This window comes from Methylobacterium sp. 10, from assembly GCF_000519085.1.
Taxonomy (GTDB): Bacteria; Pseudomonadota; Alphaproteobacteria; order Rhizobiales; family Beijerinckiaceae; genus Methylobacterium.
In genome coordinates, this window is sequence record NZ_KI912577.1 from 3185198 (window position 1) to 3209429 (window position 24232).

At 65.1% G+C, this 24232-nt stretch carries 28 protein-coding genes and 1 tRNA gene; 15 read left to right on the forward strand and 14 right to left on the reverse strand.

From position 1 onward, the window contains the following. Window positions 1-118 precede the first annotated feature (118 nt). The 6 genes from K368_RS0114855 to K368_RS0114880 all read left to right on the forward strand — a co-directional run bounded on the left by K368_RS0114855 (window position 119) and on the right by K368_RS0114880 (window position 5577). Entirely contained in the window at window positions 119-1420 is a 1302-nt protein-coding gene (locus tag K368_RS0114855; protein WP_027173021.1) for a beta-ketoacyl-ACP synthase, read from the forward strand. After that, window positions 1417-2181: an SDR family oxidoreductase gene (locus K368_RS0114860; protein WP_027173022.1), complete on the forward strand. Its 765-nt coding sequence runs from the start codon at window positions 1417-1419 to the stop codon at window positions 2179-2181. The genes K368_RS0114855 and K368_RS0114860 overlap by 4 nt, the downstream gene beginning before the upstream one ends. Window positions 2182-2227: 46 nt before the next feature. Next, a complete protein-coding gene (locus K368_RS0114865; RefSeq protein ID WP_051440064.1) occupies window positions 2228-2470 on the forward strand; it encodes an SH3 domain-containing protein in 243 nt (80 codons plus the stop codon). A 210-nt stretch (window positions 2471-2680) separates the two neighbouring features. After that, window positions 2681-3706 (forward strand): zinc-binding dehydrogenase, encoded by a 1026-nt coding sequence (locus tag K368_RS0114870; RefSeq protein ID WP_027173024.1) that lies wholly within the window; start codon window positions 2681-2683, stop codon window positions 3704-3706. A gap of 97 nt (window positions 3707-3803) precedes the next feature. Then, a complete protein-coding gene (locus tag K368_RS0114875; RefSeq protein ID WP_027173025.1) occupies window positions 3804-4823 on the forward strand; it encodes a lipid A biosynthesis lauroyl acyltransferase in 1020 nt (339 codons plus the stop codon). 112 nt (window positions 4824-4935) lie between these two features. After that, window positions 4936-5577: a DUF1223 domain-containing protein gene (locus K368_RS0114880; protein ID WP_245259580.1), complete on the forward strand. Its 642-nt coding sequence runs from the start codon at window positions 4936-4938 to the stop codon at window positions 5575-5577. A 28-nt stretch (window positions 5578-5605) separates the two neighbouring features. Here K368_RS0114880 and K368_RS0114885 read toward each other — a convergent pair whose 3' ends face one another. From K368_RS0114885 to K368_RS0114895, 3 genes are all read right to left on the reverse strand, one after another. Next, on the reverse strand, window positions 5606-6871 hold the full coding sequence (locus K368_RS0114885) for an aminopeptidase (protein WP_027173027.1): 1266 nt from the start codon (window positions 6869-6871) through the stop codon (window positions 5606-5608). A gap of 91 nt (window positions 6872-6962) precedes the next feature. Next, window positions 6963-7256: a DUF2218 domain-containing protein gene (locus K368_RS0114890; protein ID WP_027173028.1), complete on the reverse strand. Its 294-nt coding sequence runs from the start codon at window positions 7254-7256 to the stop codon at window positions 6963-6965. Window positions 7257-7570: 314 nt separating this feature from the next. After that, window positions 7571-9217, reverse strand: a complete 1647-nt coding sequence (locus K368_RS0114895; RefSeq protein WP_245259581.1) for an FAD-binding oxidoreductase — start codon at window positions 9215-9217, stop codon at window positions 7571-7573. Here K368_RS0114895 and K368_RS0114900 point away from each other — a divergent pair. The 5 genes from K368_RS0114900 (at window position 9186) to K368_RS0114920 (ending at window position 11257) form a co-directional block, all read left to right on the forward strand. Further along, window positions 9186-9884, forward strand: coding sequence for a fumarylacetoacetate hydrolase family protein (locus tag K368_RS0114900; protein WP_027173030.1), 699 nt, complete (start codon window positions 9186-9188; stop codon window positions 9882-9884). The two genes, K368_RS0114895 and K368_RS0114900, sit on opposite strands and share 32 nt — an antisense overlap. Continuing rightward, complete coding sequence (locus K368_RS0114905) at window positions 9881-10360, forward strand: NUDIX domain-containing protein (RefSeq protein ID WP_027173031.1); 480 nt, start codon at window positions 9881-9883, stop codon at window positions 10358-10360. Before K368_RS0114900 ends, K368_RS0114905 begins: the two co-directional genes overlap by 4 nt. 129 nt (window positions 10361-10489) lie before the next feature. Next, window positions 10490-10564 (forward strand) — tRNA-Gly (locus K368_RS0114910). 205 nt (window positions 10565-10769) lie between these two features. After that, window positions 10770-10904 carry a hypothetical protein gene (locus K368_RS27590; protein ID WP_280940239.1) on the forward strand — a complete coding sequence of 45 codons (135 nt, stop codon included), beginning with the start codon at window positions 10770-10772 and terminating at the stop codon, window positions 10902-10904. A 176-nt stretch (window positions 10905-11080) separates the two neighbouring features. Beyond that, window positions 11081-11257, forward strand: coding sequence for a hypothetical protein (locus tag K368_RS0114920; protein WP_155935152.1), 177 nt, complete (start codon window positions 11081-11083; stop codon window positions 11255-11257). Between the two features lie 397 nt (window positions 11258-11654). Here the strand turns inward: K368_RS0114920 and K368_RS0114925 are convergent, their stop codons facing one another. Continuing rightward, window positions 11655-11837, reverse strand: a complete 183-nt coding sequence (locus K368_RS0114925; protein ID WP_027173033.1) for a hypothetical protein — start codon at window positions 11835-11837, stop codon at window positions 11655-11657. 206 nt (window positions 11838-12043) lie between these two features. Beyond that, window positions 12044-13858, reverse strand: a complete 1815-nt coding sequence (locus K368_RS0114930; protein WP_027173034.1) for an adenine deaminase C-terminal domain-containing protein — start codon at window positions 13856-13858, stop codon at window positions 12044-12046. A gap of 315 nt (window positions 13859-14173) precedes the next feature. Here K368_RS0114930 and K368_RS0114935 point away from each other — a divergent pair, with 315 nt between their 5' ends. Further along, window positions 14174-14431 (forward strand): hypothetical protein, encoded by a 258-nt coding sequence (locus K368_RS0114935; RefSeq protein ID WP_027173035.1) that lies wholly within the window; start codon window positions 14174-14176, stop codon window positions 14429-14431. 2 nt (window positions 14432-14433) lie between these two features. Here K368_RS0114935 and K368_RS0114940 read toward each other — a convergent pair whose 3' ends face one another. From K368_RS0114940 to K368_RS0114960, 5 genes are all read right to left on the reverse strand, one after another. Further along, on the reverse strand, window positions 14434-14649 hold the full coding sequence (locus K368_RS0114940; protein WP_027173036.1) for an alkylphosphonate utilization protein: 216 nt from the start codon (window positions 14647-14649) through the stop codon (window positions 14434-14436). Between the two features lie 3 nt (window positions 14650-14652). After that, window positions 14653-14868: a hypothetical protein gene (locus K368_RS0114945; RefSeq protein ID WP_027173037.1), complete on the reverse strand. Its 216-nt coding sequence runs from the start codon at window positions 14866-14868 to the stop codon at window positions 14653-14655. A 116-nt stretch (window positions 14869-14984) separates the two neighbouring features. Then, window positions 14985-15740, reverse strand: a complete 756-nt coding sequence (locus K368_RS0114950; protein ID WP_036267018.1) for an ABC transporter ATP-binding protein — start codon at window positions 15738-15740, stop codon at window positions 14985-14987. After that, on the reverse strand, window positions 15740-16492 hold the full coding sequence (locus K368_RS0114955) for an ABC transporter permease (RefSeq protein ID WP_027173039.1): 753 nt from the start codon (window positions 16490-16492) through the stop codon (window positions 15740-15742). Before K368_RS0114955 ends, K368_RS0114950 begins: the two co-directional genes overlap by 1 nt. A gap of 4 nt (window positions 16493-16496) precedes the next feature. After that, window positions 16497-17525 carry an ABC transporter substrate-binding protein gene (locus K368_RS0114960; RefSeq protein ID WP_027173040.1) on the reverse strand — a complete coding sequence of 343 codons (1029 nt, stop codon included), beginning with the start codon at window positions 17523-17525 and terminating at the stop codon, window positions 16497-16499. Window positions 17526-17787: 262 nt separating this feature from the next. On the opposite strand from K368_RS0114960, the gene K368_RS0114965 reads away from it, so the two are divergent. Continuing rightward, window positions 17788-18189 carry a DUF3597 domain-containing protein gene (locus K368_RS0114965; protein WP_027173041.1) on the forward strand — a complete coding sequence of 134 codons (402 nt, stop codon included), beginning with the start codon at window positions 17788-17790 and terminating at the stop codon, window positions 18187-18189. A gap of 1381 nt (window positions 18190-19570) precedes the next feature. Here the strand turns inward: K368_RS0114965 and K368_RS0114970 are convergent. Together K368_RS0114970 and K368_RS0114975 are read right to left on the reverse strand one after the other, a co-directional pair. Beyond that, window positions 19571-20737: a polyamine ABC transporter substrate-binding protein gene (locus K368_RS0114970; RefSeq protein WP_027173042.1), complete on the reverse strand. Its 1167-nt coding sequence runs from the start codon at window positions 20735-20737 to the stop codon at window positions 19571-19573. Between the two features lie 26 nt (window positions 20738-20763). Continuing rightward, window positions 20764-21126 (reverse strand): RidA family protein, encoded by a 363-nt coding sequence (locus K368_RS0114975; RefSeq protein WP_027173043.1) that lies wholly within the window; start codon window positions 21124-21126, stop codon window positions 20764-20766. A 208-nt stretch (window positions 21127-21334) separates the two neighbouring features. On the opposite strand from K368_RS0114975, the gene K368_RS0114980 reads away from it, so the two are divergent. Beyond that, the gene (locus K368_RS0114980; protein WP_018044131.1) at window positions 21335-21598 is read left to right on the forward strand and encodes a GlsB/YeaQ/YmgE family stress response membrane protein; all 264 of its coding nucleotides are present in this window, start codon (window positions 21335-21337) and stop codon (window positions 21596-21598) included. 131 nt (window positions 21599-21729) lie between these two features. On the opposite strand, the gene K368_RS0114985 is transcribed toward K368_RS0114980, so the two are convergent. Further along, window positions 21730-21951 (reverse strand): DUF2892 domain-containing protein, encoded by a 222-nt coding sequence (locus tag K368_RS0114985; protein ID WP_018044130.1) that lies wholly within the window; start codon window positions 21949-21951, stop codon window positions 21730-21732. 73 nt (window positions 21952-22024) lie between these two features. Then, a complete protein-coding gene (locus tag K368_RS24700; protein WP_081739580.1) occupies window positions 22025-22981 on the reverse strand; it encodes a LysR substrate-binding domain-containing protein in 957 nt (318 codons plus the stop codon). 103 nt (window positions 22982-23084) lie between these two features. On the opposite strand from K368_RS24700, the gene K368_RS0114995 reads away from it, so the two are divergent. Beyond that, a complete protein-coding gene (locus K368_RS0114995) occupies window positions 23085-24146 on the forward strand; it encodes a tartrate dehydrogenase (protein WP_027173044.1) in 1062 nt (353 codons plus the stop codon). Window positions 24147-24232: the final 86 nt, after the last annotated feature.

The window sequence follows — 24232 nt, forward strand, 5'->3', positions numbered from 1 at the left end:
GCGGCTGTCAGCTCACCAAAATTCCGCTAAGATTGGGGCAACCGTGATCGATCGGCCCGAAGGTTCGGGGCGGGGCATCTTCAAGGCCGTTCGGTCGGAACGATAGCAAGACGGCGCGATGACGAACTTCTCTTCCCGCGATGCCCAGAGATTCCGGGATAGCCATGGTAGGCCGCTGGTCGCCGTCACGGGCCTCGGCATCGTCACGTCTCTCGGGCAGGGACAGGCCGACAATTGGGCCGCCCTTACCGCCGGCCGGTCCGGCATCCACAGCATAGCCCGTTTTCCCACCGACGGCCTGCGCACCCGCATCGCCGGCACGGTGGATTTCCTCGACACCGACCCGCTCGTGGCGCCCGCCCTGTCGCAACGCTTCGCCGAGGAAGCGGCGGAGGAGGCGATCACCCAGTCCGGCATCGGCACGAAGGGGAATTTTCCTGGCGCCCTGTTCATCGCTGTACCGCCGGTGGAAATGGAATGGCCCCAGCGTCAGTCCCTGGCACAGGCTTCCGACCAGAACGGGGATATCACCTATTCCGACCTTCAGAGAGCGGCATCGAGTGGACGGTTCGATGCTTGGCACGACCTCTTCATCTTCGCCACCGTGGCTGACAACATCGCCGACCGGTTTGGCACGAAGGGGTCGCCGATCTCGCTCTCCACAGCCTGCTCCTCTGGCGCCACCGCGATCCAGCTCGGCGTCGAAGCGATCCGGCGGGGCGAGATGCAGGCGGCTCTCTGCATCGGCACCGACGGTTCGGTAAATCCGGAATCGCTGATTCGCTTCTCGCTACTTTCCGCACTCTCGACCCAGAACGATCCACCGGAGGGAGCCTCGAAGCCGTTTTCCAAGAATCGCGACGGCTTCGTCATGGGGGAGGGGGCCGCCGCCTTGGTCCTGGAGAATGCCGAGTCCGCACGGGCGCGGGGCGCGACGATCCTCGGCTACGTCCTGGGCTGCGGCGAGAAGGGCGATGGTTTTCACCGCACCCGGTCGAGCCCGAACGGGGCGCCCGGCATTGCCGCCATCCGTGCGGCCTTGGACGATGCGGGCACCGAGCCAGATTCCATCGACACGATCAATGCCCACGGCACATCGACGCCGGAGAACGACAAGATGGAGGCGTTGGGCTGCGCCGCCGTCTTTGGTGAACGGATCCGCGCCCTGCCGATCTCGTCGAACAAATCGATGATCGGCCATACGTTGACCGCAGCAGGCGCAATCGAGGCAGTGATCTCTCTCCTCACCATCGCCCATGGCCGCATCCCGCCAACGATCAACTATGCGGTGCCAGACCCGGCTCTCTCCCTCGACGTGGTCACGAGCGCACGCGACGCCAGGGTCAGCCGCGTTCTGTCGAACTCCTTCGGTTTCGGCGGGCAGAACACCTGCCTCCTCCTTGGGGACGAGCCCGTATGACGACGGAAACCACCCGCCGCGTTCTCGTCACCGGCGGCGCCTCCGGCCTCGGCTCGGCCATAGTGCGGGCGCTGGTATCCGCCGGCTACGACGTCGCCTTCACCTTTCGCTCATCGGGTGAGGCGGCGGAGCGCCTTGTGGTCGAACTTACCCAGGCCCATCCCGGACGGACGATCACCGCCCACCCTCTCGACCTCGCCGACCGCGATACCCTGGAGGCTTTCTGCGAAGCCCAAGAGGGGGAAGCATTCTACGGCCTCGTCCACAATGCCGGCCAATCCTACGACGTGCTGGCTGCAATGATGGCGCAGGATAAGGCCGAGGCGGCGATGCAGGTGAATTTCTGGTCGCTGACCCGCATCGCGAAGGCGCTGGTGCGCGGCATGATCCGCGGACGCGCCGGACGCATCGTCGCCATCGGTTCGGTTGCGGCCCTCCAGGCCAACCCGGGCAATGCCGCCTATGCGGCAACGAAGGGTGCGCTGACCGCCTATTGCCGGACGCTCGCGATCGAATCGGCCAAGCGTGGGGTGACGGTTAACGTCATCGCGCCGGGCTTCATCGACACCGAGATGATGGCCCCCTATGCCGCGCACCGTATCGGCATGGAGAAGCAGATTCCTTCCGGACGCTTCGCCAAGCCAGAGGAAGTGGCGGCGCTGGTAGCCTTCCTCATGGGAGACGGCGCGGCCTACATCACCGGCGCGGTCCTGCCTGTCGATGGCGGGCTAACGGCGATGATGGGCGTCCACCGGACCTGAAACGGACAGTCCATTGCGTTTCCGTCTCATCCTTGCGCTTGCTCTGATGACGGCTCCGGCCGTTGCCGAGACCGGCGCTTTCCGCATCGATGGCCTGCCGCGCGGTGACGCCTTGAGCATACGCGAGACTCCGGACGCCTCGGCGCCCGTGCTCGGCCAAGCGCCGGAAGGGGCACGCCTGCGTAGCTTCGGCTGCACCAACGAGACGCCGAGCGGCCTCACATGGTGCCGGGTCAAGGCCGGCCCGATCCTCGGCTGGGCGCGGCGGCGCTACCTCGCGCCGGATTGAGCCGAACCGGCTTTCAGTCAATAAGCCTGCCTATCCATTCCGATCCCTCATCCCCGAGGCGCCGGAGCATTATGGAGACCTCGAAGGAGGGCTCCAGATGGCACGCGGGCCTTGGAAGCCCTCCTTCGAGGCCCGCTGATGCGGGCACCTCAGCATGAGGTGATACGAAGGAGGTTCGAGGTCCGAAGCACCCGACGAGAGACGAGAACGATGCAAGCCCTTCAACTCTTCGGTGACCGCGACCTTCGCCTCGGCGAGGTCGATCCGCCTGCCGCTCCCGGAGCGGGCGAGGTTCAGATCCGCGTGCGCGCGGTGGGCTTGAACTTCATCGATGTCTGGGGCTTTCGCGGCATGGCCTTCGCCAAGCGCAAGATGCCGCTCACGGTGGGGGCCGAAGCCTCGGGCGAGATCGTCTGCGTCGGTGAGGGCGTGACGGATCTGCGCGAGGGCGACCGCGTGGTGATGTACGGCGCGCAGACCTGCGGCCGCTGCAAGGCCTGCCGCGAAGGTCGCGACAATCTGTGCGAGGACGTCTCCGGCGTTATGGGCTTTCATATCGACGGGTTCGCGCGCGAACGCGTCACCATGCAGGCCCGTCTCGTGGTGAAGGTGCCTGATGGGGTGAGCTTCACCGACGCGGCTTGTGCGCCGATCGCCTTCGGCACCGTTCAGCACATGCTGTTCGACAATGCCGGGCTGGAACCAAGCGAGAGCATCCTCGTCCATGCCGGCGGCTCGGGCATCGGCACCGCCGCGATCAAGATGGCCAAGGCCATCGGCTGCACCGTGTTCACGACAGTGGGCGACGACAGGAAGGGCGAGATGGCGAAAGCCCTAGGCGCCGATCACGTAATCAACTACCGGGACGAGCGCTTCGAGGGCGAGGTCCGCCGCCTGACCAAACGAAAGGGCGTTGATGTGGTGTTCGAGCATGTGGGTCCGGACACCTGGAACGGCTCGCTCCTGTGCCTCAAGCGAGGCGGCCGCCTCGTCACCTGCGGCTCCACCTCCGGCGTTTCCACCACCATGAACCTGATGCAGCTATTCCAGCAGCAATACCGCATTACCGGCTCGTTCGGCTGCTCCATGGCCAACATCCGCCAGTCTCTGGCGAAGATGGCCGACGGGATTACACCGGTGGTGGATACGGTGCTGCCGCTCGCGAACTTTTCACAGGGGCTGGAACGCCTGGAATCGCGCAAGGTGTTCGGGAAAATCCTCGTGGCGATCGACTGACCTATCGTTGGGGCAAGCATGGCTCGCATTCACCTTAGACTGCCCCTTCTCCAAAAAATGTCCTACACGAGCACGATAGCCACTTCCGGATAATCTCGTGCTGCGTCTTGCCCTCGTCCTGAACCGCCATCTGCCCCGGATGGCGGGGATCGCCATGATTCCGTTGGTCCGCTGCCTGTTTTGGCTGGCGCGGATCCTGGGGACCGAGCGGGCGAGCCGGACCGGCGGGGCGATTGCGCGGAGGGTGGGGCCGTTCCTGCCGGCGAACCGCATCGCGTTGGCAAACCTGCGCGCCGCCTACCCAGAGAAGGATGAGGCCGCGATCAGGGCACTGGCTCGCGAGACCTGGGACAATCTCGGCCGGACGGGGGCGGAATACGCCCATCTCGCCACTCTGTTCGATGTCGACCCCGCCAATCCCGGGAGCCAGCGCATGTCCGTTGCCGGGGCGGAGCATTTCGAAGCCTTGCGCGATGACGGCAAGCCAGGGCTGATTTTCGCCGCCCACCTCGCCAATTGGGAGTTACCGGCGATCTGCGCCGCTCGCTACGGGCTCGACGCTACGGCGATCTTCCGGCCGCCCAACGATATCGCCTCGGCCCGCCTCGTTGCCGAGGTGCGCCGCGAGACTATGGGTGGGCTAGCGGCGGCGGGGCAGGGCGCCGTGTTCTCAATGCAAGGCGTCGTGGAGCGCGGCGGCCATCTCGGCCAGCTCATCGATCAGCATTTCACCCGCGGCGTGGTAGTCGAGTTCTTTGGTCGGCCCGTTCTGGTAAACCCACTGCTCGCGAAGCTCGCCAAGCATTACGAGTGCCCCGTCCACGGCGTCCGCGTGGTGCGCAAGGACAATGCCCGCTTCCATCTTGAGCTTACCCCACCCCTTGACCTGCCCCGCGATGCCAAGGGCGAGATCGATGTGCAGGGCGCGATGCAGGCGATGACCCACGTAGTGGAGGAGTGGGTCCGGGAAAATCCCGGCCAATGGCTATGGATGCACAGGCGCTGGCGCCCGAACATGCTGCCAAAACCCAAGGCTGCCCCGTCTAAACAATCGGATCCATCCACGGCCCATCGAGGCAACGTGACTTCCGTTACGAGCCAAGGCGCTATCACATAGGCATATGGGCCGATCCGTTGCACGCCTGCGCCGTTCCGCGCTGAACCTTCTCGCGCTGACACCTTTCCTCTCGCATATGGCGGACCCAGCATGCGCCGAGTCGCCCCGCGCGGTGATCGAGCTCTTCACTAGCCAAGGTTGCAGCGCCTGCCAGCAGGCCTCGCGGATGATGGAGGACTACGCTCAGCAGCCTGACGTCATCGCCCTGACTCTGCCGGTCACCTACTGGGACTATCTCGGCTGGAAGGACGAATTCGCGATCCCGGCCTTCACCGAACGACAGCGCGCCTATGCTCTCAGCCATGGCGATCGCCAGCTTTTCACGCCCCAAGCCATCGTCAACGGCGAGCCGTCCCCAGTCAGGTCGGACCGAGCATTCCTCGATCGCAGCCTTCGCACAGTACGGCAGGCGAGCGGCCTCACCGTATCGGTGAAGGCAACGGACCAGGGAGACCGTATCGCCATCGATATCGGCGCCGGACGCGGCACCGGAGAGGTCTGGCTGCTGCCAATCCTGCGCAGACATAGGACAGCGGTCGCGCACGGCGAGAACAAGGGGCAGGTGGTGGATTACGTCAACGTGGTGCGCGGAATGCACAAGGTCGGAGCCTGGACGGGTCAAGCCACGCATTTCGAGTTCCCACGCAATGTCGCTCGTTCGGGCAATGCCGACGGCTACGTGGTCGTTCTCCAAAGCGGGACGTTGGCCCATCCTGCCCGAATTCTCGGCGCCACGAAGGGATCAGGTTTCTGAGCCACGGCCGCTTGACGCCTTCGATGCCTCAGCCGACCCATTCGCCCGCACGCATCACCGGCACAGCGCGGCCCTCGGCGGTAAGTCCGTCGACATCGATCTCGGCGGAGCCGATCATCCAGTCGATATGGATCAGGCTGCGGTTTGCGCCACGTGCTGCGAGGTCATCCTCACTGAAGCCTTCACCTCCATTGCGGAAGCATTTGCTGTAGGCCTGCCCAAGCGCAATGTGGCTCGCAGCATTCTCGTCGTAGAGAGTGTTATAGAACAGGAGCCCGGAAGCCGAGATGGCGGACGAGGCCGGCACCAGGGCAACCTCGCCGAGACGGCGTGAGCCCTCATCCGTGTCAAGCACGCGTGCAAGGACGTCGCTTCCTGTGCGAGCCGTCGCCTCGACGATGCGCCCTTCCTCGAACCGGACCCGGATGCCATCGATCAGCGTGCCCTGGTAGGAGAGGGGCTTGGTACTGGCTACGTAGCCGTCCACCCGCGACTTGTGCGGCGTTGTGAACACCTCCTCGGTAGGGATGTTGGCATTGCACAGGATTCCGCTGCGCGAAACGGAGGCACCACCGCACCATTCGTGATCGTCGGCCAAGCCCACGGTGAGGTCGATATCCGGTCCTTGAAACCGCAGAGCCGCGAAGCGATGCTCGTTGAGGATTCTGGTACGGGCGTGGAGAGCATCGTTATGCGCCTTCCACTGGCCCACCGGGTCGGCTCCGTCGACGCGCGACGCAGCGAAGATCGCGTCCCATAGGCGTGCCAGGGCTTCGTCCTCGGCGCAATCCGGGAAGACGGTCCGCGCCCACGGGCGGGTCGCCGCCGAGACAATCGTCCAGTTGGTGGCGAAGTTCGCGATGAGTTCGAGGGCCGGCACATAGGCCTTCGAGCGCGAGCGATTGGCGCGGGCGACCTTCTGCGCATCCTGCCCGGCCAGCAACGATGGATCATCACCGGCGATCGCGAGCCTGGCGGCTCCGTCGCGGAAGGCTTCAGCCATGCCGCTGTAGAGCCAGCCGGCCGCCGTATCGAATGCGTCGTCGGGTGCGTGGGCGAAGCGCGCCAAGGTCGCTGCATCGTCGGAATAGAAGGTGGTCACCAGGGACGCACCGGCCTTATAGGCCTCAGTGGTGACTGCGCGGGCGAGAGGTGCGGCGTCGAGCGGCGCCGTCATCACCAATTCCTGGCCGTGCATGAGCCCGAGCCCAATGCGGACCGCCACCTCGGCGAGGCGGCTAATTCGCTCGTCGAAGGAGAGGGCGGTCGTGTCAGCCGCAGTGCTCGTCGTCATCACCTTGTCTCCTCAACTCCACCCCGCATAGGCTGCGGGGACGGCGCTCAGCAAGATCGGAATTCGTGACGGCGATTCAAGCGTGCCCCGGTCAGGCCGCGCGCGACCAAGTGATTTCACCGAGATTCTCGCGGAAGGCGAAACGCATGAGATGGTCGGCCACCACGTTTTCGAGGCGGGTCAGACCGGCAGGGTCAGGAGTCGCGACACGCATCAGCAAGGCATCGGCTTCTGCCTGGAACGTGCACACCCGATCCTCACCGAACGGCACCGTACCGGCCGCATCCGTAGCTTCCACGGGGAATTTGTTGCTCCAATGGCGGCAGAGCTGCTTCAGGTAGCGGCTTGCCTCGGCAGTGGGAACTCTCGCCTGCGAGGTCGGCATCGTCTGATCTCCTTCGGTCCCTGTAATCCATGGGCGCAGCCGATGCACGGTCGTCACTTGGCTGGGCAGTCCGTCATCAAGGGCACAATCCGCCTCTCATGAAGAGGTCAGGACCGTTAACGCCCCCATAAGACGCTGCAGCGCACCCATGAAGCAGTCTCATCGCGATAACGCTTTAGACCGGGATTCGAAGCCGATTTATAGCGCGTCGCAAGAGAGATTGTGATCCTTTCTTGTGCGACGCACAATAGGGCACGTGAACAACGCAGTGAGCACCCGGAGCGCCCCTGAGGCAGAGTCACACGCCCCCGCTCTTACTCGGGCGGAAGCGCCGGCGGAGGGTTTGGCGACAACGCGACGACCTTCCCGGGGTTCAGGAGATCCTGCGGATCGAGCGCGAGCTTGAGCCGGCGCATCAGATCCAGGCCGACCGGATCGCCGTAACGACCGAGTTCATCCCGCTTGATCAGGCCAATGCCGTGCTCGGCGGCGATGGACCCGCCCATGCGATGCACGATGTCGTGAACGATCCTATTGAAACGCTCCCATCGCTTGAGAAAGGCAGCCTTCTCCATGCCGGGTGGCTGGCTGATGTTGAAGTGGATGTTACCGTCGCCGAAATGCCCGAACGCGCAGACGCGCAGGCCCGGCATCTCGGCCTCGCATGCCGCGGTCGCCGTATCCAGGAAATCGGCGAGGCGCGAGAGCGGCACCGAGACGTCGTGCTTGATCGAGCCGCCTTCGAGCGACTGAACTTCGGACAGGTTTTCGCGAAGCGCCCACAAGCTTGCGTTCTGCATCTCGCTCGATCCGATGACCGCATCCTCTACGAGGCCATCCTCGATGGCAGCGGCAAGCACCGTCTCGAGACTGTCCAGGACCTCTGCTCCGGCGCGCGTCGTGGACATCTCGACGAGCGCGTAAGCAGCGTGGTCGCCGGGGAGGGGGCGCTGATATGCAGGCTTGTGTTTCAACACAATGTCGAGGCCGAAGCGCGGAATGTATTCGAATGCCGTAAGGTCCTGTCCAGACGCCCGCTTCAGCCCATCGAGCAAGACCAGAGCGGCCTGCGGGGACGACAGGCCGGCAAAGCCGACTGCCCGTGACGAAGGCTTTGGATGAAGCTTCAGCACCGCTGCGGTAATGATTCCCAGAGTCCCTTCCGATCCGACGAACAGGTGTTTCAGGTCGTACCCCGCATTGTCTTTGCGTAGCGCACTCAACCCGTTCCAGACCCCGCCGTCGGCCAGCACCACTTCGAGGCCGAGCACGAGATCGCGCATGTTGCCATATGCGAGGACGCCGGTCCCGCCGGCATTGGTGGCGAGGTTCCCGCCGATCGTGCACGACCCCTCAGAAGGCAGCGACAGAGGGAACAGCATCCCTTGCTGATCGGCCGCCGCCTGAACCGCGACGAGCAGGGCGCCAGCCTCGACGGTGATACTGGCGCTCAGCGGGTCGATGGCGCGGATGCGTGAGAGACGGACTAGGGACAGGACGATCCCGCCGTAAGGCACTCCGCCCCCAACTAATCCGGTATTGCCGCCCTGGGCGACGATGGCGATTCCGGCTTCGGCGCAGGCTGTGACGACGAAGGCGACCTCGCTAGTATCGGCCGGACGGACGACGGCGAGCGCGCAGCCCTGGAAGAGGCAGCGCCATTCCACCAGGTGAGGTGCGATGTCAGCCGGCGCCGTCAGGACATGCTTCTCTCCCAAGCGCCTGACGAGACGAACGAGGAGATCGGTGGAAGCGGTCACTGGCAGCTCGGGGTGTGAGATCGAGAGGGTAACGCGAAGCAGGCGAGGCCGGACCGTCACGATGGCGGCGGCGGGCTCACCTCCTATGATAAGGATCGTGACCAGCCTTTGCAGGGCACGGAGCCGCCCTGCAACTAATCCATGCAAACCCATAGGAGGCGCCCGACCGATGCTGTCCGTGATCCCGAACCCGCCCCGCATCGCCCTGCCCATCGTGGGCAGCGAAGACCTTTTCCCCGTGCGCCGAGTCTATTGCGTCGGACGCAACTACGCCGCTCATGCCCGCGAAATGGGGAAGGATCCCAACCGCGAGCCACCGTTCTTCTTCATGAAACCGGCGGACGCACTTCAGATCGTCCCGGGGGCGGAGGCGGTGGACCATCCTTATCCGCCCCGCACCGCCAATTACCATTTCGAGGTGGAACTCGTCGCAGCCCTCGGACGCGGCGGGCGGGACATCGCCGCGTCCGAGGCGCTCGATTACGTCTACGGCTATGCCGTTGGTCTCGACATGACCCGGCGCGACGTTCAGGACGAAGCCAAGCGCCTTGCCCGCCCGTGGGATCTAGCCAAGGCGGCCGATGCCTCGGCCCCCATCGGACCTCTCTACCGGGTCGAAGGTTCCGGGCATCCGACGCGCGGCGCCATCGCGCTCTCGGTGGACGACATTCCCCGCCAAGCCGGCGACCTGTCGGATATGATATGGTCCGTCGCCGACCAGATCGCGCTCCTGTCCACCTATTTCGAGCTCCATCCCGGCGACCTCATCTTCACCGGCACCCCTTCGGGCGTCGGCGCAATCGAGCGCGGACAGGTGATGGAGGCGGCCATCGAGGGCTTCGGTGCCATCCGCCTCAACGTCGTATGATTGGCCACCTCCTCGACTGGCCGCTCGTCCAGCGGCTGTTCCAGCTCGGCGCGCTCGCCACCCGTGGGATGACCCTCGGCGTGCGTGGCGTCGCCCTAGACGCACGAGGACGCATCTGCCTCGTGCGCCATACCTATGTAGGGGGATGGCACTTGCCCGGCGGCGGCGTAGAGATTGGCGAGAACGCCATAGATGCCATGGTTCGCGAATTCCGGGAAGAAGCCGAGATCGTGGTGCAGGCAGCGGATACGCTGCGGCTACATGGTTTTTTCCGCAGCACCGCTGCTGCGGGCCGCGACCACATCGCCGTCTATGTCGCCCCCGCCTTCACGCTTCTCGGGCCAAAGGCGCCCGACAGGGAGATCGCGCAGAGCAACTTTTTTGCGCTCGACGCTCTGCCTGAGCAGACCACGCGGGCTACGCTCGAGCGCCTCGACGAGATCGTCCATCGGCGCCCCCCGGCGGCTACGTGGTGAGGACGAGAGAAAGTTGCCCGCCGGCAAAAGAACCGCAAAACAGCCCTTGCCACGCCCGCAGGAATGTTGTTTAGAGACGCCGTCCGGGGCCGCCGGCGGGTCTTCTCCTTCAGCGGTACGGAATAGTGAGCGGGTGTAGCTCAGGGGTAGAGCACAACCTTGCCAAGGTTGGGGTCGAGGGTTCGAATCCCTTCGCCCGCTCCAATTCATCCAACCAGACTAACTTATGCGACAGGCCGCCTTCGGGCGGCCTTCGTCGTTTTTGCGCTTCGCATTGCGTTGCCCAACAGACAGACATGGTGCGCCTTCTCCCGGCATAGCTGGTCGTTAGATGGCCACCCGGGGGTTTTGTCGATGAACCAATGCGCCTCGCTGCATGTTGAGTGAACGACAGCAAGGGATAAATCGTATGACTTCAACATGGATGACCCTCGAGGAACTCGCCCTGAACCGCCAAATCACAGTGGCTGAGGCTCTGCGCATCGTGAACGAGGCCCATTGCCCCAAGGTGTTCCGCGCGACCGCAACGCTCTATCTGGTCTGAGGGCCACGAGCGCATATTAGGGTTTCGGTAACGATTTTTGCTCTTTATGCCCGTCCCGGCCCCGATCCGCTGAATCCAGACCGAAGGAATACGACGCGATGAAATCATTCCGGATTGCCGCTCTCACGGCATTCGTAGCCTGCGCAGGCTTCGCTTCAGCGTCTCAGGCTGCGCCGATGTCGCTCGGCAAGGTGGACATCGCTCCGTCGAGCGCAGTGGAGCATGTCCAGTATGGCTATGGCTACGGCTACGGTCACAGCGCTCGCTATCTGCGTCGCAAGGCCATTCGTCAGGAAATCCGCCGCGAGCGTCGCTGGGATGCGCGTCGCCGCGCTTGGCGCTACGGCTACTAAGTATTACGCCATCATCGTCAATTGACGGAACTGAACAAAAGACAGCCCGGCGCCATCACATGGGGCCGGGCTGTTTTCATATGTGGGCCTAAGTGGCTTCAGCACTCATACGGGATCAGTCGGGCGTAACGAGCCGTATCCAAGCGATAGCGGATCCGGTTCATCTGACGCGGCTGGGCAAGGTCATGCCGATATCGGCAGGATCGGCATCGCTACGAGGTGACTTTGACGCATCCTCGTCGCCGGTCAAAAACGGCCAACCGATGGCTTCGGCTGCTCCTCACAGCATACCGAGTAAGACGAGCGTCTAGGCACCCACCTTCGTTGGCCTTACCCTCGCGAACCCAGGATAAGCCAGTCTTTTATCGCTCAATTAGAGCCCCGAACAGAGTTCCTATCACAGGGCTTGTCCACTGTTCTGACGCATGGGATCGCAGATTTTCGCGGACACCTTATCGAGATGCTCGCAGGCATTCTTGAGATACCAAGCCTTCAGATCCGGCTGGGTTGGTGCGACGAACATCGCCACGAGGACGAAGCCGACGAAGCCGAGGACGACAAGCGTCAGGATATTCCGCATCAACTCACTCCAAAAAAAGCGTTCTCTCCCGGCAACAGGGCGTGAGACCGTAGAAGACAACGCAAAACGGCCAGCCAATCGCCTCAACGGACAATTCAGCTGGCCGGCTCACTTATACCACGGCTTGTAAAAGCCGACATCGGAAAGGTTGTTGAGACCTGACGCTACAACGTTATTGACTGTGCCCCGGTTCCGAATACGGGATCTTATGCCTCTGCGGTCTCAAAGAGCGGGACGATTCGCATGGCGGGCACCAGCACGATGCCTTTGTCGGTGATCCGAATTTCGGGAATGACCGATAGGGGGATCAGGTTGAACCCCATATAGGGGATCGCGCATCCGGCCCGCCCCCAGGCGTTCTTCAGCAAGCGGACCTCCTCGGCGACGAGGCCGACGCGCTTGTCAGAAAGAAGCCCCGCCACAGGCAGCGGAACCATGGCCGTGGCCTGCCCATCCTCGACGACACAGACGCCACCCTGAATCGCCGATAGGGCATCGAGGGCGACGCGCATGTCCTCTTCGTTCAGCCCCGCGACGATCACGTTGTGCGAATCGTGGCCCACACTGCTCGCGACGGCGCCATGTTTCAGCCCAAAGGCGCGCAGCAATCCGTGCGCGACGTTGCCTGCTCCGCCATGGCGCTCAATGACGGTGACGAAGCACAAGTCGTTGTCCCGCAATGTCGTCGCCCAATCCGGGCCAGGCGTCAGGTCGTACCGCTCATGGGTTAGCTCGATGCCGGGAAGCGTGGTACGGATAGCGTTTACGACACAGCGACCTTCAGGGAGCGCTGGGACGAGGGCTGGCAGGGGCTGCGGCAAATGCATCGTCGCATAGGCCGGTGCAGGGTATCGGTAGGCGCGCACGAGCGCCGCATCGAGGAGGGGCGTGATCCTGCGGTTCTCGACCACGCAGCGACCGCCGAACCAAGTGGTCTGCGGAAGGAAATCGTCGTCGAGGAGCACGAGATCGGCCCGGCGTCCCCCACCGAAACCGCCGATCTCGCCGTCGAGGCCATAGCGGGTGGCCGGATGAAGCGAGCCCATCGACCACGCCTGTTCAGACGGGATCCCCATGCGAATGGCCTCTCGCACTACCCAGTCGAGCCCGTAGGCGAGGAGATCCTGTGCATCCCGGTCGTCGGTACACACGCAGACCCGCTTGGCGGCGGCCCCGAGTTCGATGATCGTGCCGATGGCCTTAGGCAGGCTGTGCCAGGGCGTGGTCGGCGGGCCGCCACGCAGGTAGATCCACAGGCCAGCCTCCAGGAGATCGTCGGCGATGTCCCGGTCGATGGCCTCGTGGGTGTCGGTGACGCCGCTCGCCGCATAGGCACTGACGAAGCCGCGTCCGTAAATGTGACCTGAGACTGGCCGCCCACGCTGCAGTGCCGCCGCGATGATGGCATGAGCCCGCTCGTCGCCCTCGGCCACGGCGACAAAATCCATTTTCTCGCCGAGACCGATCGCTTCCGGCCAGGCGTCGAACAGAGCGCCGATCTTTTCCGCCGTGAGATCGCCGCCAGCGGTCTCCAGCTCCGGTGAGGTCGCCGGGACCGTGCTTGGGACCGTAAGGTAGATGTTGAGCGGCGCCGCGCGGGCATCCTCCAGCATCCAGGCGATCCCGTCCGCGTCGAGGACGTTGCCGATCTCGTGGCTGTCGCAGACGATCGTCGTTGTGCCGTTGAGGAGCGCCGCCTCGGCATAGGCACAGGCCGTCACCATACTGCTCTCGATGTGCAGATGCGGATCGACCAAACCGGGAGCCAAAATCCCGCCCTTGGCGTCATAGCGTGACGCGACGCCCCTGTAGGTTCCTGCCGGCTTCACGGCGGCGATACGCCCACCGGTGATCCAGACCTCGCTATCGGGCCGCATCCGCTCGGAATAGGTGGACAGGACGCGAGCGCCGGTGATGACCAGATCCGGCTCTGCCCGTCCGCCTGCGACACTGGCGAGCTGGCGGGTCATCCGGCTCAAGGGGGCGACGGAGAAGCGTGTCAGCGGTGTCGGATCGGTCATCGTACAATCGGCTCCTCGCCTCGCCCGGCCTCCTGCCCGACAGGACGGGTCCCAGTGGACGGTCCGCACGCATCATGCCACAGGTCGGTCCATGCGGCGGGCTGCTTTGCGCCGCACCATGCCGGAGGGGATACGGGTTGCCTTCACGACGGGACGGGACCATGTAGCGCCTGAGCCCGGTCGCGACCCTTCCGATCGATCGGCGACGGCGAAGAAGGCAGGGTGTCGGCGGGACCACGGGGTCGATGGCCAGACATCTGCCTTGAGAGCCGTCGACTGGGCACCCTCCCGGTTTTTATCGTCCGAGCATCCGTCATGGCCAAGCGCACCAAGTCGAAACCGCAGGAGCGTGGCTCCGTCCTGTTCGATGTCCTCTACGAGGACGAGTCCCGCGCCTCGAACCGGCGGGTCCCCATGGAGATCCTCGGAGGCCTCGACGGCGACGAGCCCGCCCGGCACCTCATCGAGGAGCAGGACCGCGCCATCGCCGAGAAGTCCGGCCGCCCCTCCCGTGCCATCCGCAGCCTGAGCCGCTCGCCGATCCGGGCGCCGAGTGCGCTCTCCGGCGACTGATCTCAGGCCTTCTTGAGGAACTGGGTCTTGAGGACGAGACCCTTCACCTTATCGGCGTTGCACTCGATCTCGTCTGGATCGTCCGTGATGCGGATGTTCTTGATCAATGTCCCCCGCTTCAACGTGGTCGAGGTTCCTTTCACCTTGAGGTCCTTGACCAGGGTCACGGAATCTCCGTCCGCCAGCTTCGTGCCATTGGCGTCCTTGGTGTCGGCCATGGCTCAGGCGTCCGCATTGGAGATTGGCGGCATGTAGGGCTGTCCGGCATTGGTCAGCGCCCGGTCGACGGCCTCGATCGCAAGCAGGATGCGCATGAAATCCTCCGCCGCGGAGGCGGCGGCGAGTTCGCTCGAACCGATCCGCTTGGCGAGGGCGCTGCGCTGTCGCGAGAGGCTGGCGCGGGCGCGGTTGAGGTCTGCAATCTCGTCGGGTGTCATGGCGGGGTCTTTCTGCCGATCGACCGTCCAGGCGGTCTCGGGTGGGGAGCGATGCAGTCTTTATCTGCGGGATGCAATGGCGCGTCCCCCGGAGAACGCCTTGCCTGCGTGGAGGGTCACAATTCCGCCGACCGCCCCGACAATTCGGCCCGCAGGAGCCGGGCGGCATCGGTGAGGGCCTTATCCCTGCGCAGGCGCGGGCGGGGAACGTCGATCGTCATGTCGGCGGCGACCCGTCCGGGACTGCCCGCGAGCACCACCACACGGTCGGCGAGGGTCACCGCCTCGTCGATGTCATGGGTGACGAACAGGATGGTCTTGCCCGTCGCGGCCTGGATGCGCTGCAGCTCGTCCTGCAGGCCCTCGCGGGTGAAGCTGTCCAGCGCCGAGAACGGCTCGTCCATGAGGAGCACGTCCGGGTCGACGGCCAGCGCGCGCGCGATGGCGACGCGCTGGCGTTGGCCGCCCGAGAGCTGGTGCGGCCAGCGCTGGCCGAGGTCGCCGAGACCCACGAGAGCGAGCATCTCCTGCGCCTTGGCAAGGCGCAGAGCCTGCGACAGGCCGCTGCCCTCGAGACCGAAGGCGACGTTGGTGATCACCCGGCGCCAGGGGAGCAGGCGGGCGTCCTGGAACACCAGCGCCATGGGCGTGCGGCAGCCCTCGCGCGTGGCGAGGCGCACCGTCCCGCCGCTGGGCTCGGCCAGCCCGATCAGAACCCGCAGGACCGTGGATTTGCCGACGCCGGATTCACCGACGATGACCACGAACTCACCACGCGCGATGGCGAGATCGAGGTCCGACAGGATCACGTTGCGGATGCCGTCGCGCTCGTAGGCGAGGCTCAGGCCGCGGATGTCGATGATCGGGTCCATCAGGCGCGCCACCGCAGGAGCCAGCCCTGGAGGGCGACGAAGCCGGTATCGAACAGGCCGTAGAGCCCGGCCATGGTGAGCATGTAGACCACCACGATGTCGGTGGAGAGGAGGCTGGAGGCCTGCATCATACGGGCACCGACGCCGGGCACGCCGAAGATTTCGGCGGCGACCACCGCCATCCAGGCCTGGCCGAGCGCCGTGCGCAGGCCGACGAGGATGCCCGGTGTCGCGGCGGGCAGCAGGATCTTGGTGAGGCGCGACCAGGCCGAGCGGAAGCCGAAGGCCTGGGCCACCTCGATGAGGTCGCGGTCAACCCCACGCACCGCCCCCTGCGTCGCGAAGAACACGATCCAGAACACGCCGATGGCGATGATGAACACGGCGGCCGAGGGCTGGACGCCGAACCAGATGATGGCGAAGGGCACCCAGGCGAGGCCGGGGATGGGGCGCAGCAGGCGCACGATCCAGGCGGTGAGCGCCTCGAAGCCGCGGAACATCCCCACGACGATGCCCAGCGCGATCCCCGCCCCGGCGCCGACCACGAGGCCGACGAGGTAGTGGCTGAGGCTCGACCACACCGCCTCGCCCCACACCCCGAGACGGATCTCGTTTAGGAAGGCGGCGGGGATCGTGCTCGGCGGCGGCAGGAAGGCCGGGTTGATCAGCCCGAGCCGGGGCATCGCCTCCCAGAACAGGAGGAAGGCGGCGAGCCCGAAAGCGGCGAGGGCGGGGGCGCGAAGGGACTTCATCCGATCAGGGCGCGATGGCCTTCTCGTAGTAGCGGGAGTCGAACAGCCCATCGAGGGGCACGTCCTTCTCCAGGGCGCCGATGGAGACCTGATAGGCCTGCATCGCCTTGGTGGCGACGATGATGGCGCGCGGATCGACGGTGAACTTCGCCGCCGGGGAGGTGAGGGCCTTCTGGATGGTGGCGATGTCGACGATGCCCTTGCCGAGGGCGGCGAGCACGTGCGGCGCTGCCTTGGCCGAGTCGGATTTCAGCAGGGTGTCGGCGCGGATGAGGGAGCGCACCAGGGATTCCACGGCGCCGGGATTCCGGTCGGCATAGGCGCCGTAGACGCCCACCACCGTGCCCGGCTGGTCGGGGAACATCTCGGCCCCGTTGGCGATCAGCGTGATCGCGGGGTTGCGGCCCTGGACGATGGTGAGGGCCGGTTCGCGGATCGAGGCGCCGTCCACGGCGCCGGCGAGGATCGCCTGCTGCGTGGCGTCGATGCCCATGGAGACCACCTCGGCATTGGCCTTGTCGGCCTTGGCCACCTGCCACAGCCAATGTTGCAGGGTGGTGTTGGGCACCGAGCCGAGGGGCTGGGTGGCGAGCCGCGCGGGGCGGCCTTCCTTGGCCTTGAACTGCGCGAAGGCCTCGGCCTTGCTCGCGCCGCCGGCGAAGAAGGGGGCGAGCTTCGGCCCGGCCACGAACACCATCTCCTCCACCGCCGTGGAGGCGACCACGCGGACGTCGATGTTCTTGGTCCGCGCCACGGCCAGCGGCGCGACCCCGGCGACGTAGACGTCGATGGTGCCCGACGCCAGCGCCTGGATCATGTTCGGGCCGGATTCGAAGGTGGTGAAGGTGGGGCTGAGGCCCGCCTCCTTGAGCCAGCCCTCGCCGTTGGCCACGAAGATGGGCGCGGCGCCGATGACCGGGATGACGCCGATCCGCATCGGGATCGGCGCGGTCTGCGCCTGGGAGGGAGCGGCGAGGACGAGCCCGACGAAGGCCGTCAGGAGCGTCGCGAGGACGGGGAGGGGAGAACGCATCGGGAGATCCGGATTCCAGAGCGAAGGGTGGCCCGCCGAGGAGCCTTGAGCCCGGCCATGCCACAGGCGGCGCATTCTTCAAACACCCGTGAGCGAAAGAACGGCCCCTGCGCCTCGATCGGGGAGGGCGTTCCACGCTCACGCTTCGCCGCGCGGTCTTTATTCCCCGGTGCCGGACCGGAACGGGCTCGGCCCGATTCCGTTGAGAGCAGGAGACCGGCTACACGTCGTCGCGGCCGGCCAACGACAAGGACACAACGCCATGAGCTTTCTCGGCAGCATCGTCAGCAAGATCCTGCACCCGTTCGGTGGCGGAAGCACCAGCGCGGAGGCCGCCCCCGCCGACGCACCGGCCGGCACGGCCACGACCGACACGACCGGCGCCGCAGCGGCGAAGCCCGGCGAGCCGGTGGACGTGGAAGCCGTGCTGAACGGCATGGCCTCCAAGAACTCGCAGACCCTCAGCTGGCGGACCTCCATCGTCGACCTGATGAAGCTCCTCGACATCGATTCGAGCCTCAGCGCCCGCAAGTCGCTCGCCGACGAGCTGCACTACACCGGCGACAAGGAAGACTCGGCCACGATGAACGTCTGGTTGCACAAGCAGGTCATCAAGAAGCTCGAGGAGAACGGCGGCAAGGTGCCGGCCGACCTGAAGGATTGAGCAGCCCCTCCCTCCCCCCTGTGGGGAGGGATCGAGGGTGGGGGTGGCTCCGCCAGCCTACGCGGGGAGACGATCTCCCAAGCCGGCGGCGGGTCGCCCAACCACCCCCACCTCCAACTCCTCCCCACAAGGGGGAGGAGGGCGCCGCACACACCTTCACCCCCGCGCGCGACAGCGCCGGGGGCATGGCCCAAAAGAAGCCCCAAAAGGGGGACGCGGGACGCCGCGGAACCCATTGAGCGCTATAAGTATTTGCCGGTCCCCCGGCGTCCCGTCAGGCTCCGGCGTTCCCGCCGGGGCCTGTTTTGTCGTCGCGGTGTCTCCAGCGGTCCTCGCGTTGCGTCGCGCCTGAGGTGGTCGTGTCGCATCCCAGCCCGGCTGTTCGAACGGACTTTGCCCCGCACGCCCTCTCGTATTGGAGGGGCCGCAAACCTCATCATGGCAGCCCAGAACAGGGTCAGTGCCGGGGCATTTAACTCCCGACCTACCGCGCCCCCATCCGAGCCCCCAGACTATCGAGCCGCCGCCCGGGGCGATGGCGACCGACACCACCGACGCAGGCACCGCCCCGCCGCCCCTTTCGGCCCACCCGGTCGGTCACCGGACAGGCCCCCTTCGCTGGGCGGCAGGTGTGGGGATATAGGCATGTAATAGGAATTTTGTCAAGAAATCTCGAATCAAGTCGTGAAAGCTCGAACGACGAGGAGCGCAGCCTTAAGACCCTCCGTGGCTTCGCCCTTTACAAGGTGATCTGCAAATCTTGATCTGCCGATCACAACTTCTTCAAGTCGAACCTCATTCTTGAAACCCCAAATTAAAAATCTAAACTAATATTTAGAAGATTACGCGTTAAATATCTAGCATATTGACATTGAATAACACAATTCTATAAACTCGAAGTCTCGTGTGCCTTCGGCTGTGGAAGACATGAATGACGATCGGGTTTCGACTTTGCATATTAGCAGCAGGATCAACAATCCTAATGACTTGTTATAGCAGCGCAGAGACAAAGCGATGGTTTGATCCACGGCTTCCATTATCCTGCCAGGAAGACCCAGTTTATACGCCGCGATTGCGAGCTCTTGCTGCCTGTAGTGCGGCAAAGCCGGGACTAGAATGGCATATACTGTGTCGTCCGTTCTATTCCATTCATGGTGGAATATTGCAAGACTACGACTGGCAGAACCCACGCACCCCGCGCGACTATGAGTTGCGAGGGACGTGGAATGACCGGATGTCTACATGCCCAATTATAGAGCTTTGAGATACTGTCTTGGCAGTTAAAATCTAGTGATTTTTCATTTTTTACAGCTTTCAAACTGTAACAGCAAAGCAATAGACGGACTCGTCTTAGAGGGACAGCAACGACACAACTCAGACATCACCGCCCCGTCCGTACCCGCGTCCAATTCCGCGTCACGAACCGCTGCGTCCGGTCATCCCAGGCCTGGTTGGTGAACAGCCGCTGCATCGTCGCCTCGTCCGGGTAGATGCCGGCATTCGAAAGAATCTCCGGCTTCACCAGAGGTTTGGCGGCGAGGTTGCCGTTGGCGTAGGACACGAAGTTGGTGTTGGCGGCGGCGACGTCGGGGCGCATCAGGTAGTCGATGAAGCGGTGGGCCTCCTCCGGGTGGGGGGCGTCCTTGGGGATGGCGAGGGCGTCGAACCACATCAGCGCGCCTTCCTTCGGGATGAAATAGGCGATTTCGACGCCGTTCTTCGATTCCTCGGCGCGTTTCTTGGCCTGCATCACGTCGCCGGAATAGCCGACCGCGAGGCAGAGGTCGCCGTTGGCGAGGCCGTTGATGTATTCCGACGAGTGGAATTTGCGGACGGAACCGCGCACCTTGAACAGGGCGTCGGTGACCTGGGAGATGTCGTCCCAGCGCTTGGTGTCGGGCTTGAAGCCGTAGGCCGGCAGCATGCTGGGGATCAGGTCCTCGGGGCTGTCGAGCATCATCACCCCGCAATCCTTGAGCTTGGCCATCAGCGCGGGGTTGAGCACCAGGGTCCAGGTGTTGAGGGGCTGGTTGGCGCCGAGGCGCTCGCGCACGGGGCCGAGATTCACGCCGATGCCGGTGGTGCCCCACATGTAGTCCACCGCATAGGCATTGCCGGGGTCGTAGACCGCCAGACGCTGGGCAATCTCGGGCCAGGCGTGCTTGAGGTTGGGGATCTTTGTCTTGTCGAGGGGACGGAACACACCGGCCTTGATGAGGCGCTGCAGGAACGGGCCGGTGGGCACCACGAGATCGTAGCCGGACTGGCCGGCGAGCAGCTTCGTCTCTAGGATCTCGTTGTTGTCGTAGGTGTCGTAGACGACCTTGATGCCGGTCTCCCTGGTGAAGGCGTCCAGCATCCTGGGGTCGATATAGTCCGACCAGTTGTAGATGTTGACCACGCGCTCGGGGCCCTTGGGCTCCTGGGCCTGGGCCTGGGCCTGGGCCTGGGCCTGCGCCGAATTGAGGAAGGCGAAGGCCAGGAACAGCGACCCGGCGAGGCTGAGCGCCAGCGCGATCAGAAGGATGACGAAAACGATCCGGCGCATCGGCTGGCTCCTCGCTTGTCGGTGCGTCAGGCGGGACGCTTCACCGCGACGACGACGATCTCCACGAGGTATTCGGGTGCTGCGAGCTTGGCCTCCACCGTGGCGCGGGCGGGCGGGTTGTCCTTCGAGACCCAGGAATCCCAGGCGGCGTTCATCTCGGCGAAGGTGGCGATGTCGGCCAGATAGATCGTGGTCGAGAGGATCCGGCTCTTGTCGCTGCCGGCCTGGGCGAGCAGCCGGTCGATCTCGGCGAGGATCTCCTGGGTCTGCGCGGTGACGCCGGCCCCCACCACCGTGCCGGCCACCTGGCCCGCGAGATAGACCATGTCGCCATAGGTGACGGCCTGGCTCATGCGGGCGCCGGATTCGAAACGGGTGATCGTGGTCATGAGGACAAACTCGGAAATGGGGGAGGGTGGCCCCGCGTTGTGCCGTGCGGGAGGGCCGCCCGTAAAGGGGCAGGGGGACGCGCCCCCTCAGGGAATGCGACATTCTCGCCACGTCGGGCGCAACCCATCCCGCGATGCGGCGTTGCTTGACCAATACGGCCAAGTCCGGCGGGGACAATCCCGGCCGCCGCGTATCGGGAATCAGCTCATGGGTATCATCTGGACCATCATCATCGGCTTCCTCGCCGGTGTCGTCGCCAAGTTCATCATGCCGGGCGACAAGGAGCCCGCGGGCTTCATCCTCACCACCATCCTCGGCATCGTCGGCGCCTTCGTCGCCACCTTCCTCGGCCAGGCCCTCGGCTGGTACGGGCCGAACCAGGGTGCGGGCTTCATCGGCGCGGTGGTCGGCGCCATCGTGGTGCTGGCCATCTACGGCTTCATCGCCAGCCGTCGCACCACCACCCTCTGAACGGCCGTTACGGCGCGGGCCTCGGGTCCGCGCCTTTCGCGTTTCATCGGACATGAAAAAAGGGGCGCCCCATCGGAGCGCCCCTTTTTCGTGTCTTGGGTTCAGGAGATTTGGGTTCAGGAGATTTGGGTTCAGGAGATGTAGCCGGCCGACTTGACCGGGCAGTGGCCGGTGGCGCCGCGGATGGCGAGGCCGGCGCCGACCACGAGGGCGGCCAGGCTCAGCCACTTGTTCGGCCGGGGCTGGGCGGCGGCCGCCGCGATGCCGAGGCCGAGCACCACGGACACCGCCCGCTCGGTGGTGGACAGGTTCGCTTCGCCCTCGAAGATGCTCGGAATCATCGGATCTGCCATGGTGGAGTCTACTCCTCGTGTTGCGTCGCGGGGCGAACGCGGTGTGAGGATGGGTGTTCCGCCTCGAGCCGGCTCATTCGGCTCCAGCTCCGGCGCGTCCGACGCCCGGCGGGGCCGGGGTCGGCATCGCGAGGGAGAGGCTTTTCAGGTGCGCCGCGCACATGTCGAGGAAGGCGGTGACCTTGGGCGACCGCGACAGCCGCGTGGGATGGACGGCCCAGACATCGGCCTCCTGGCCGTATTCGGGAAGAATGTGCCTCAGCCGCCCTGTGCGGATGTTCTCGGCCACATCCCATGACGAGCGAAGAATGATGCCGTGCCCGTCGAGGGCCCATCGATGGGCGATCTCGCCGAGGGTGGTGGACAGGGAGCTGCGGACCTTCACCGTTTCAATGCCGGACGGGCCGGTGAGACGCCATGCCCCCATCGGCTGATCCCGCTCGCGGATGACGAGGCAGCGGTGGCTTTCCAGCTCGGCGAGGGTCGCGGGCTGCCCGCTGGCCGCCAGGTAGTCCGGCGAGGCGCACAGGATGCGGCGGTTGGGAGCGAGCAGGTGCGCGAACAGATGGGCCTCGCGCAGGCCGCCGACCCTGATGTCCACGTCGATCCCCTCGGCGGAGGGATCCACCGGACGGTCAAGGGTGTCGAGGCGGACCTCCACATCCGCATAGCGGGCGGCGAAGGCGGACACCACCACGGCGATGTGGTTGCGCGCGAAGCCGGTGCTCGTGCTGACGCGGAGCCTGCCGTGGGGCCGGCTGCCGGCGTTGGACAGGTCCTGCACCATGTCGTCGACGGATCCGAGCAGGCGTTGCGCCCAGGCATAGACGGCGTCCCCGTCCTCGGTGAGCGCGAGCCGCCGCGTCGTCCGATGCATGAGCCGGACGCCGAGATCCGCCTCGAGCACCGTGAGCCGCTTGCTGACCGTCGAGGGCGCGAGCCCCATCTCCGCGGCGGCGCGGGCGAGGCTGCCGGTCTCGACGGCCACGCAGAACAGTTTGAGGTCTGGCAGGGCGGGAAGATTGTGCACGTTTCGTCACGTCCAAAGTGCGATCTTTCGCCATTCTGCATCGAACGTGGAGGACGTACACCCTGGAGGACGCCGAAGATCGCAGCGCCCAGGGAGATACGCCATGCCAAGCCACACCATCGCAGTCATCGCCGGAGACGGGATCGGCAAGGAGGTCGTCCCCGAAGGCATCCGGGTCCTCGAAGCGGCCGGCCGGAAGTTCGGCATCGATTTCCGCTGGGACGAACTGCCCTGGAGCTGCGACTACTACCTCAAGCACGGACGCATGATGCCCGAGGACGGGCTCGCCACCATCCGCCACCACGATGGCATCTTCCTCGGCGCAGTGGGCTACCCGACCGTGCCGGATCACGTGTCCCTGTGGGGGCTGCTCATCGCCATCCGGCGGGGCTTCCAGCAATACGCCAACATCCGGCCGGTGCGGCTGATGCCCGGCATCACCTCGCCCCTGCGCGACCGCCTGCCGGGCGACATCGATTTCATCGTCGTCCGCGAGAACAGCGAGGGAGAATATTCCGCCATCGGCGGCATCAGCTTCGAGGATACCGACGACGAGGTCGTGATGCAGACCAGCGTCTTCAGCCGCCGTGGCGTCGACCGGATCATGCGCTACGCCTTCGAACTGGCCCGGTCCCGCCCGGCCCGGCAGGTGACGTCGGCGACGAAGTCCAACGGGATGTCGATCTCGATGCCCTATTGGGACAAGCGCTTCCAGCTCATGGCCGAGCGATACCCGGACGTGACGCCGAGCCAGTTCCACATCGACATCCTCTCCGCGCATTTCGTGCGCAACCCGGACCGGTTCGACGTGGTGGTGGCCTCGAACCTGTTCGGCGACATCCTCTCCGATCTCGGCCCGGCCTGCACGGGCACCATCGCCATCGCGCCCTCCGCCAACCTTAACCCGGAGCGGGACTTCCCCTCGATGTTCGAGCCGGTCCACGGTTCGGCTCCCGACATCCACGGCCGGAACATCGCCAACCCCATCGGCCAGATCTGGTCCGGCGCGATGATGCTCGACCATCTCGGGCACAGCCAAGCCTCCGACGCCATCGTGCGGGCCATCGAGACCGTGCTGACCGAGGGACCGCGCACGCCCGACATCGGCGGCACCGCCACTACCCAGGAGCTGGGACGGGCCATCGCCGAGGCCGTCTCGAACTGATCCGGGACTTGGGCATCGCCGGACGCTCCGCAGCGCGAGCGATCGGAGGCCCGTTCGCCCGCCCACCATCTCATTCCGAGTGTCCG

Bases quoted from the DNA above. Each gene is read 5' to 3' on its own strand.
- K368_RS0114855 (WP_027173021.1), top strand. From the start codon at position 119: ATGACGAACTTCTCTTCCCGCGATGCCCAGAGATTCCGGGATAGCCAT.
- K368_RS0114860 (WP_027173022.1), top strand. From the start codon at position 1,417: ATGACGACGGAAACCACCCGCCGCGTTCTCGTCACCGGCGGCGCCTCC.
- K368_RS0114865 (WP_051440064.1), top strand. From the start codon at position 2,228: ATGACGGCTCCGGCCGTTGCCGAGACCGGCGCTTTCCGCATCGATGGC.
- K368_RS0114870 (WP_027173024.1), top strand. From the start codon at position 2,681: ATGCAAGCCCTTCAACTCTTCGGTGACCGCGACCTTCGCCTCGGCGAG.
- K368_RS0114885 (WP_027173027.1), bottom strand. From the start codon at position 6,871: ATGACGACGAGCACTGCGGCTGACACGACCGCCCTCTCCTTCGACGAG.
- K368_RS0114890 (WP_027173028.1), bottom strand. From the start codon at position 7,256: ATGCCGACCTCGCAGGCGAGAGTTCCCACTGCCGAGGCAAGCCGCTAC.
- K368_RS0114900 (WP_027173030.1), top strand. From the start codon at position 9,186: ATGCTGTCCGTGATCCCGAACCCGCCCCGCATCGCCCTGCCCATCGTG.
- K368_RS0114895 (WP_245259581.1), bottom strand. From the start codon at position 9,217: ATGCGGGGCGGGTTCGGGATCACGGACAGCATCGGTCGGGCGCCTCCT.
- K368_RS0114905 (WP_027173031.1), top strand. From the start codon at position 9,881: ATGATTGGCCACCTCCTCGACTGGCCGCTCGTCCAGCGGCTGTTCCAG.
- K368_RS27590 (WP_280940239.1), top strand. From the start codon at position 10,770: ATGACTTCAACATGGATGACCCTCGAGGAACTCGCCCTGAACCGCCAA.
- K368_RS0114920 (WP_155935152.1), top strand. From the start codon at position 11,081: ATGTCGCTCGGCAAGGTGGACATCGCTCCGTCGAGCGCAGTGGAGCAT.
- K368_RS0114925 (WP_027173033.1), bottom strand. From the start codon at position 11,837: ATGCGGAATATCCTGACGCTTGTCGTCCTCGGCTTCGTCGGCTTCGTC.
- K368_RS0114930 (WP_027173034.1), bottom strand. From the start codon at position 13,858: ATGACCGATCCGACACCGCTGACACGCTTCTCCGTCGCCCCCTTGAGC.
- K368_RS0114935 (WP_027173035.1), top strand. From the start codon at position 14,174: ATGGCCAAGCGCACCAAGTCGAAACCGCAGGAGCGTGGCTCCGTCCTG.
- K368_RS0114940 (WP_027173036.1), bottom strand. From the start codon at position 14,649: ATGGCCGACACCAAGGACGCCAATGGCACGAAGCTGGCGGACGGAGAT.
- K368_RS0114945 (WP_027173037.1), bottom strand. From the start codon at position 14,868: ATGACACCCGACGAGATTGCAGACCTCAACCGCGCCCGCGCCAGCCTC.
- K368_RS0114950 (WP_036267018.1), bottom strand. From the start codon at position 15,740: ATGGACCCGATCATCGACATCCGCGGCCTGAGCCTCGCCTACGAGCGC.
- K368_RS0114955 (WP_027173039.1), bottom strand. From the start codon at position 16,492: ATGAAGTCCCTTCGCGCCCCCGCCCTCGCCGCTTTCGGGCTCGCCGCC.
- K368_RS0114960 (WP_027173040.1), bottom strand. From the start codon at position 17,525: ATGCGTTCTCCCCTCCCCGTCCTCGCGACGCTCCTGACGGCCTTCGTC.
- K368_RS0114965 (WP_027173041.1), top strand. From the start codon at position 17,788: ATGAGCTTTCTCGGCAGCATCGTCAGCAAGATCCTGCACCCGTTCGGT.
- K368_RS0114970 (WP_027173042.1), bottom strand. From the start codon at position 20,737: ATGCGCCGGATCGTTTTCGTCATCCTTCTGATCGCGCTGGCGCTCAGC.
- K368_RS0114975 (WP_027173043.1), bottom strand. From the start codon at position 21,126: ATGACCACGATCACCCGTTTCGAATCCGGCGCCCGCATGAGCCAGGCC.
- K368_RS0114980 (WP_018044131.1), top strand. From the start codon at position 21,335: ATGGGTATCATCTGGACCATCATCATCGGCTTCCTCGCCGGTGTCGTC.
- K368_RS0114985 (WP_018044130.1), bottom strand. From the start codon at position 21,951: ATGGCAGATCCGATGATTCCGAGCATCTTCGAGGGCGAAGCGAACCTG.
- K368_RS0114995 (WP_027173044.1), top strand. From the start codon at position 23,085: ATGCCAAGCCACACCATCGCAGTCATCGCCGGAGACGGGATCGGCAAG.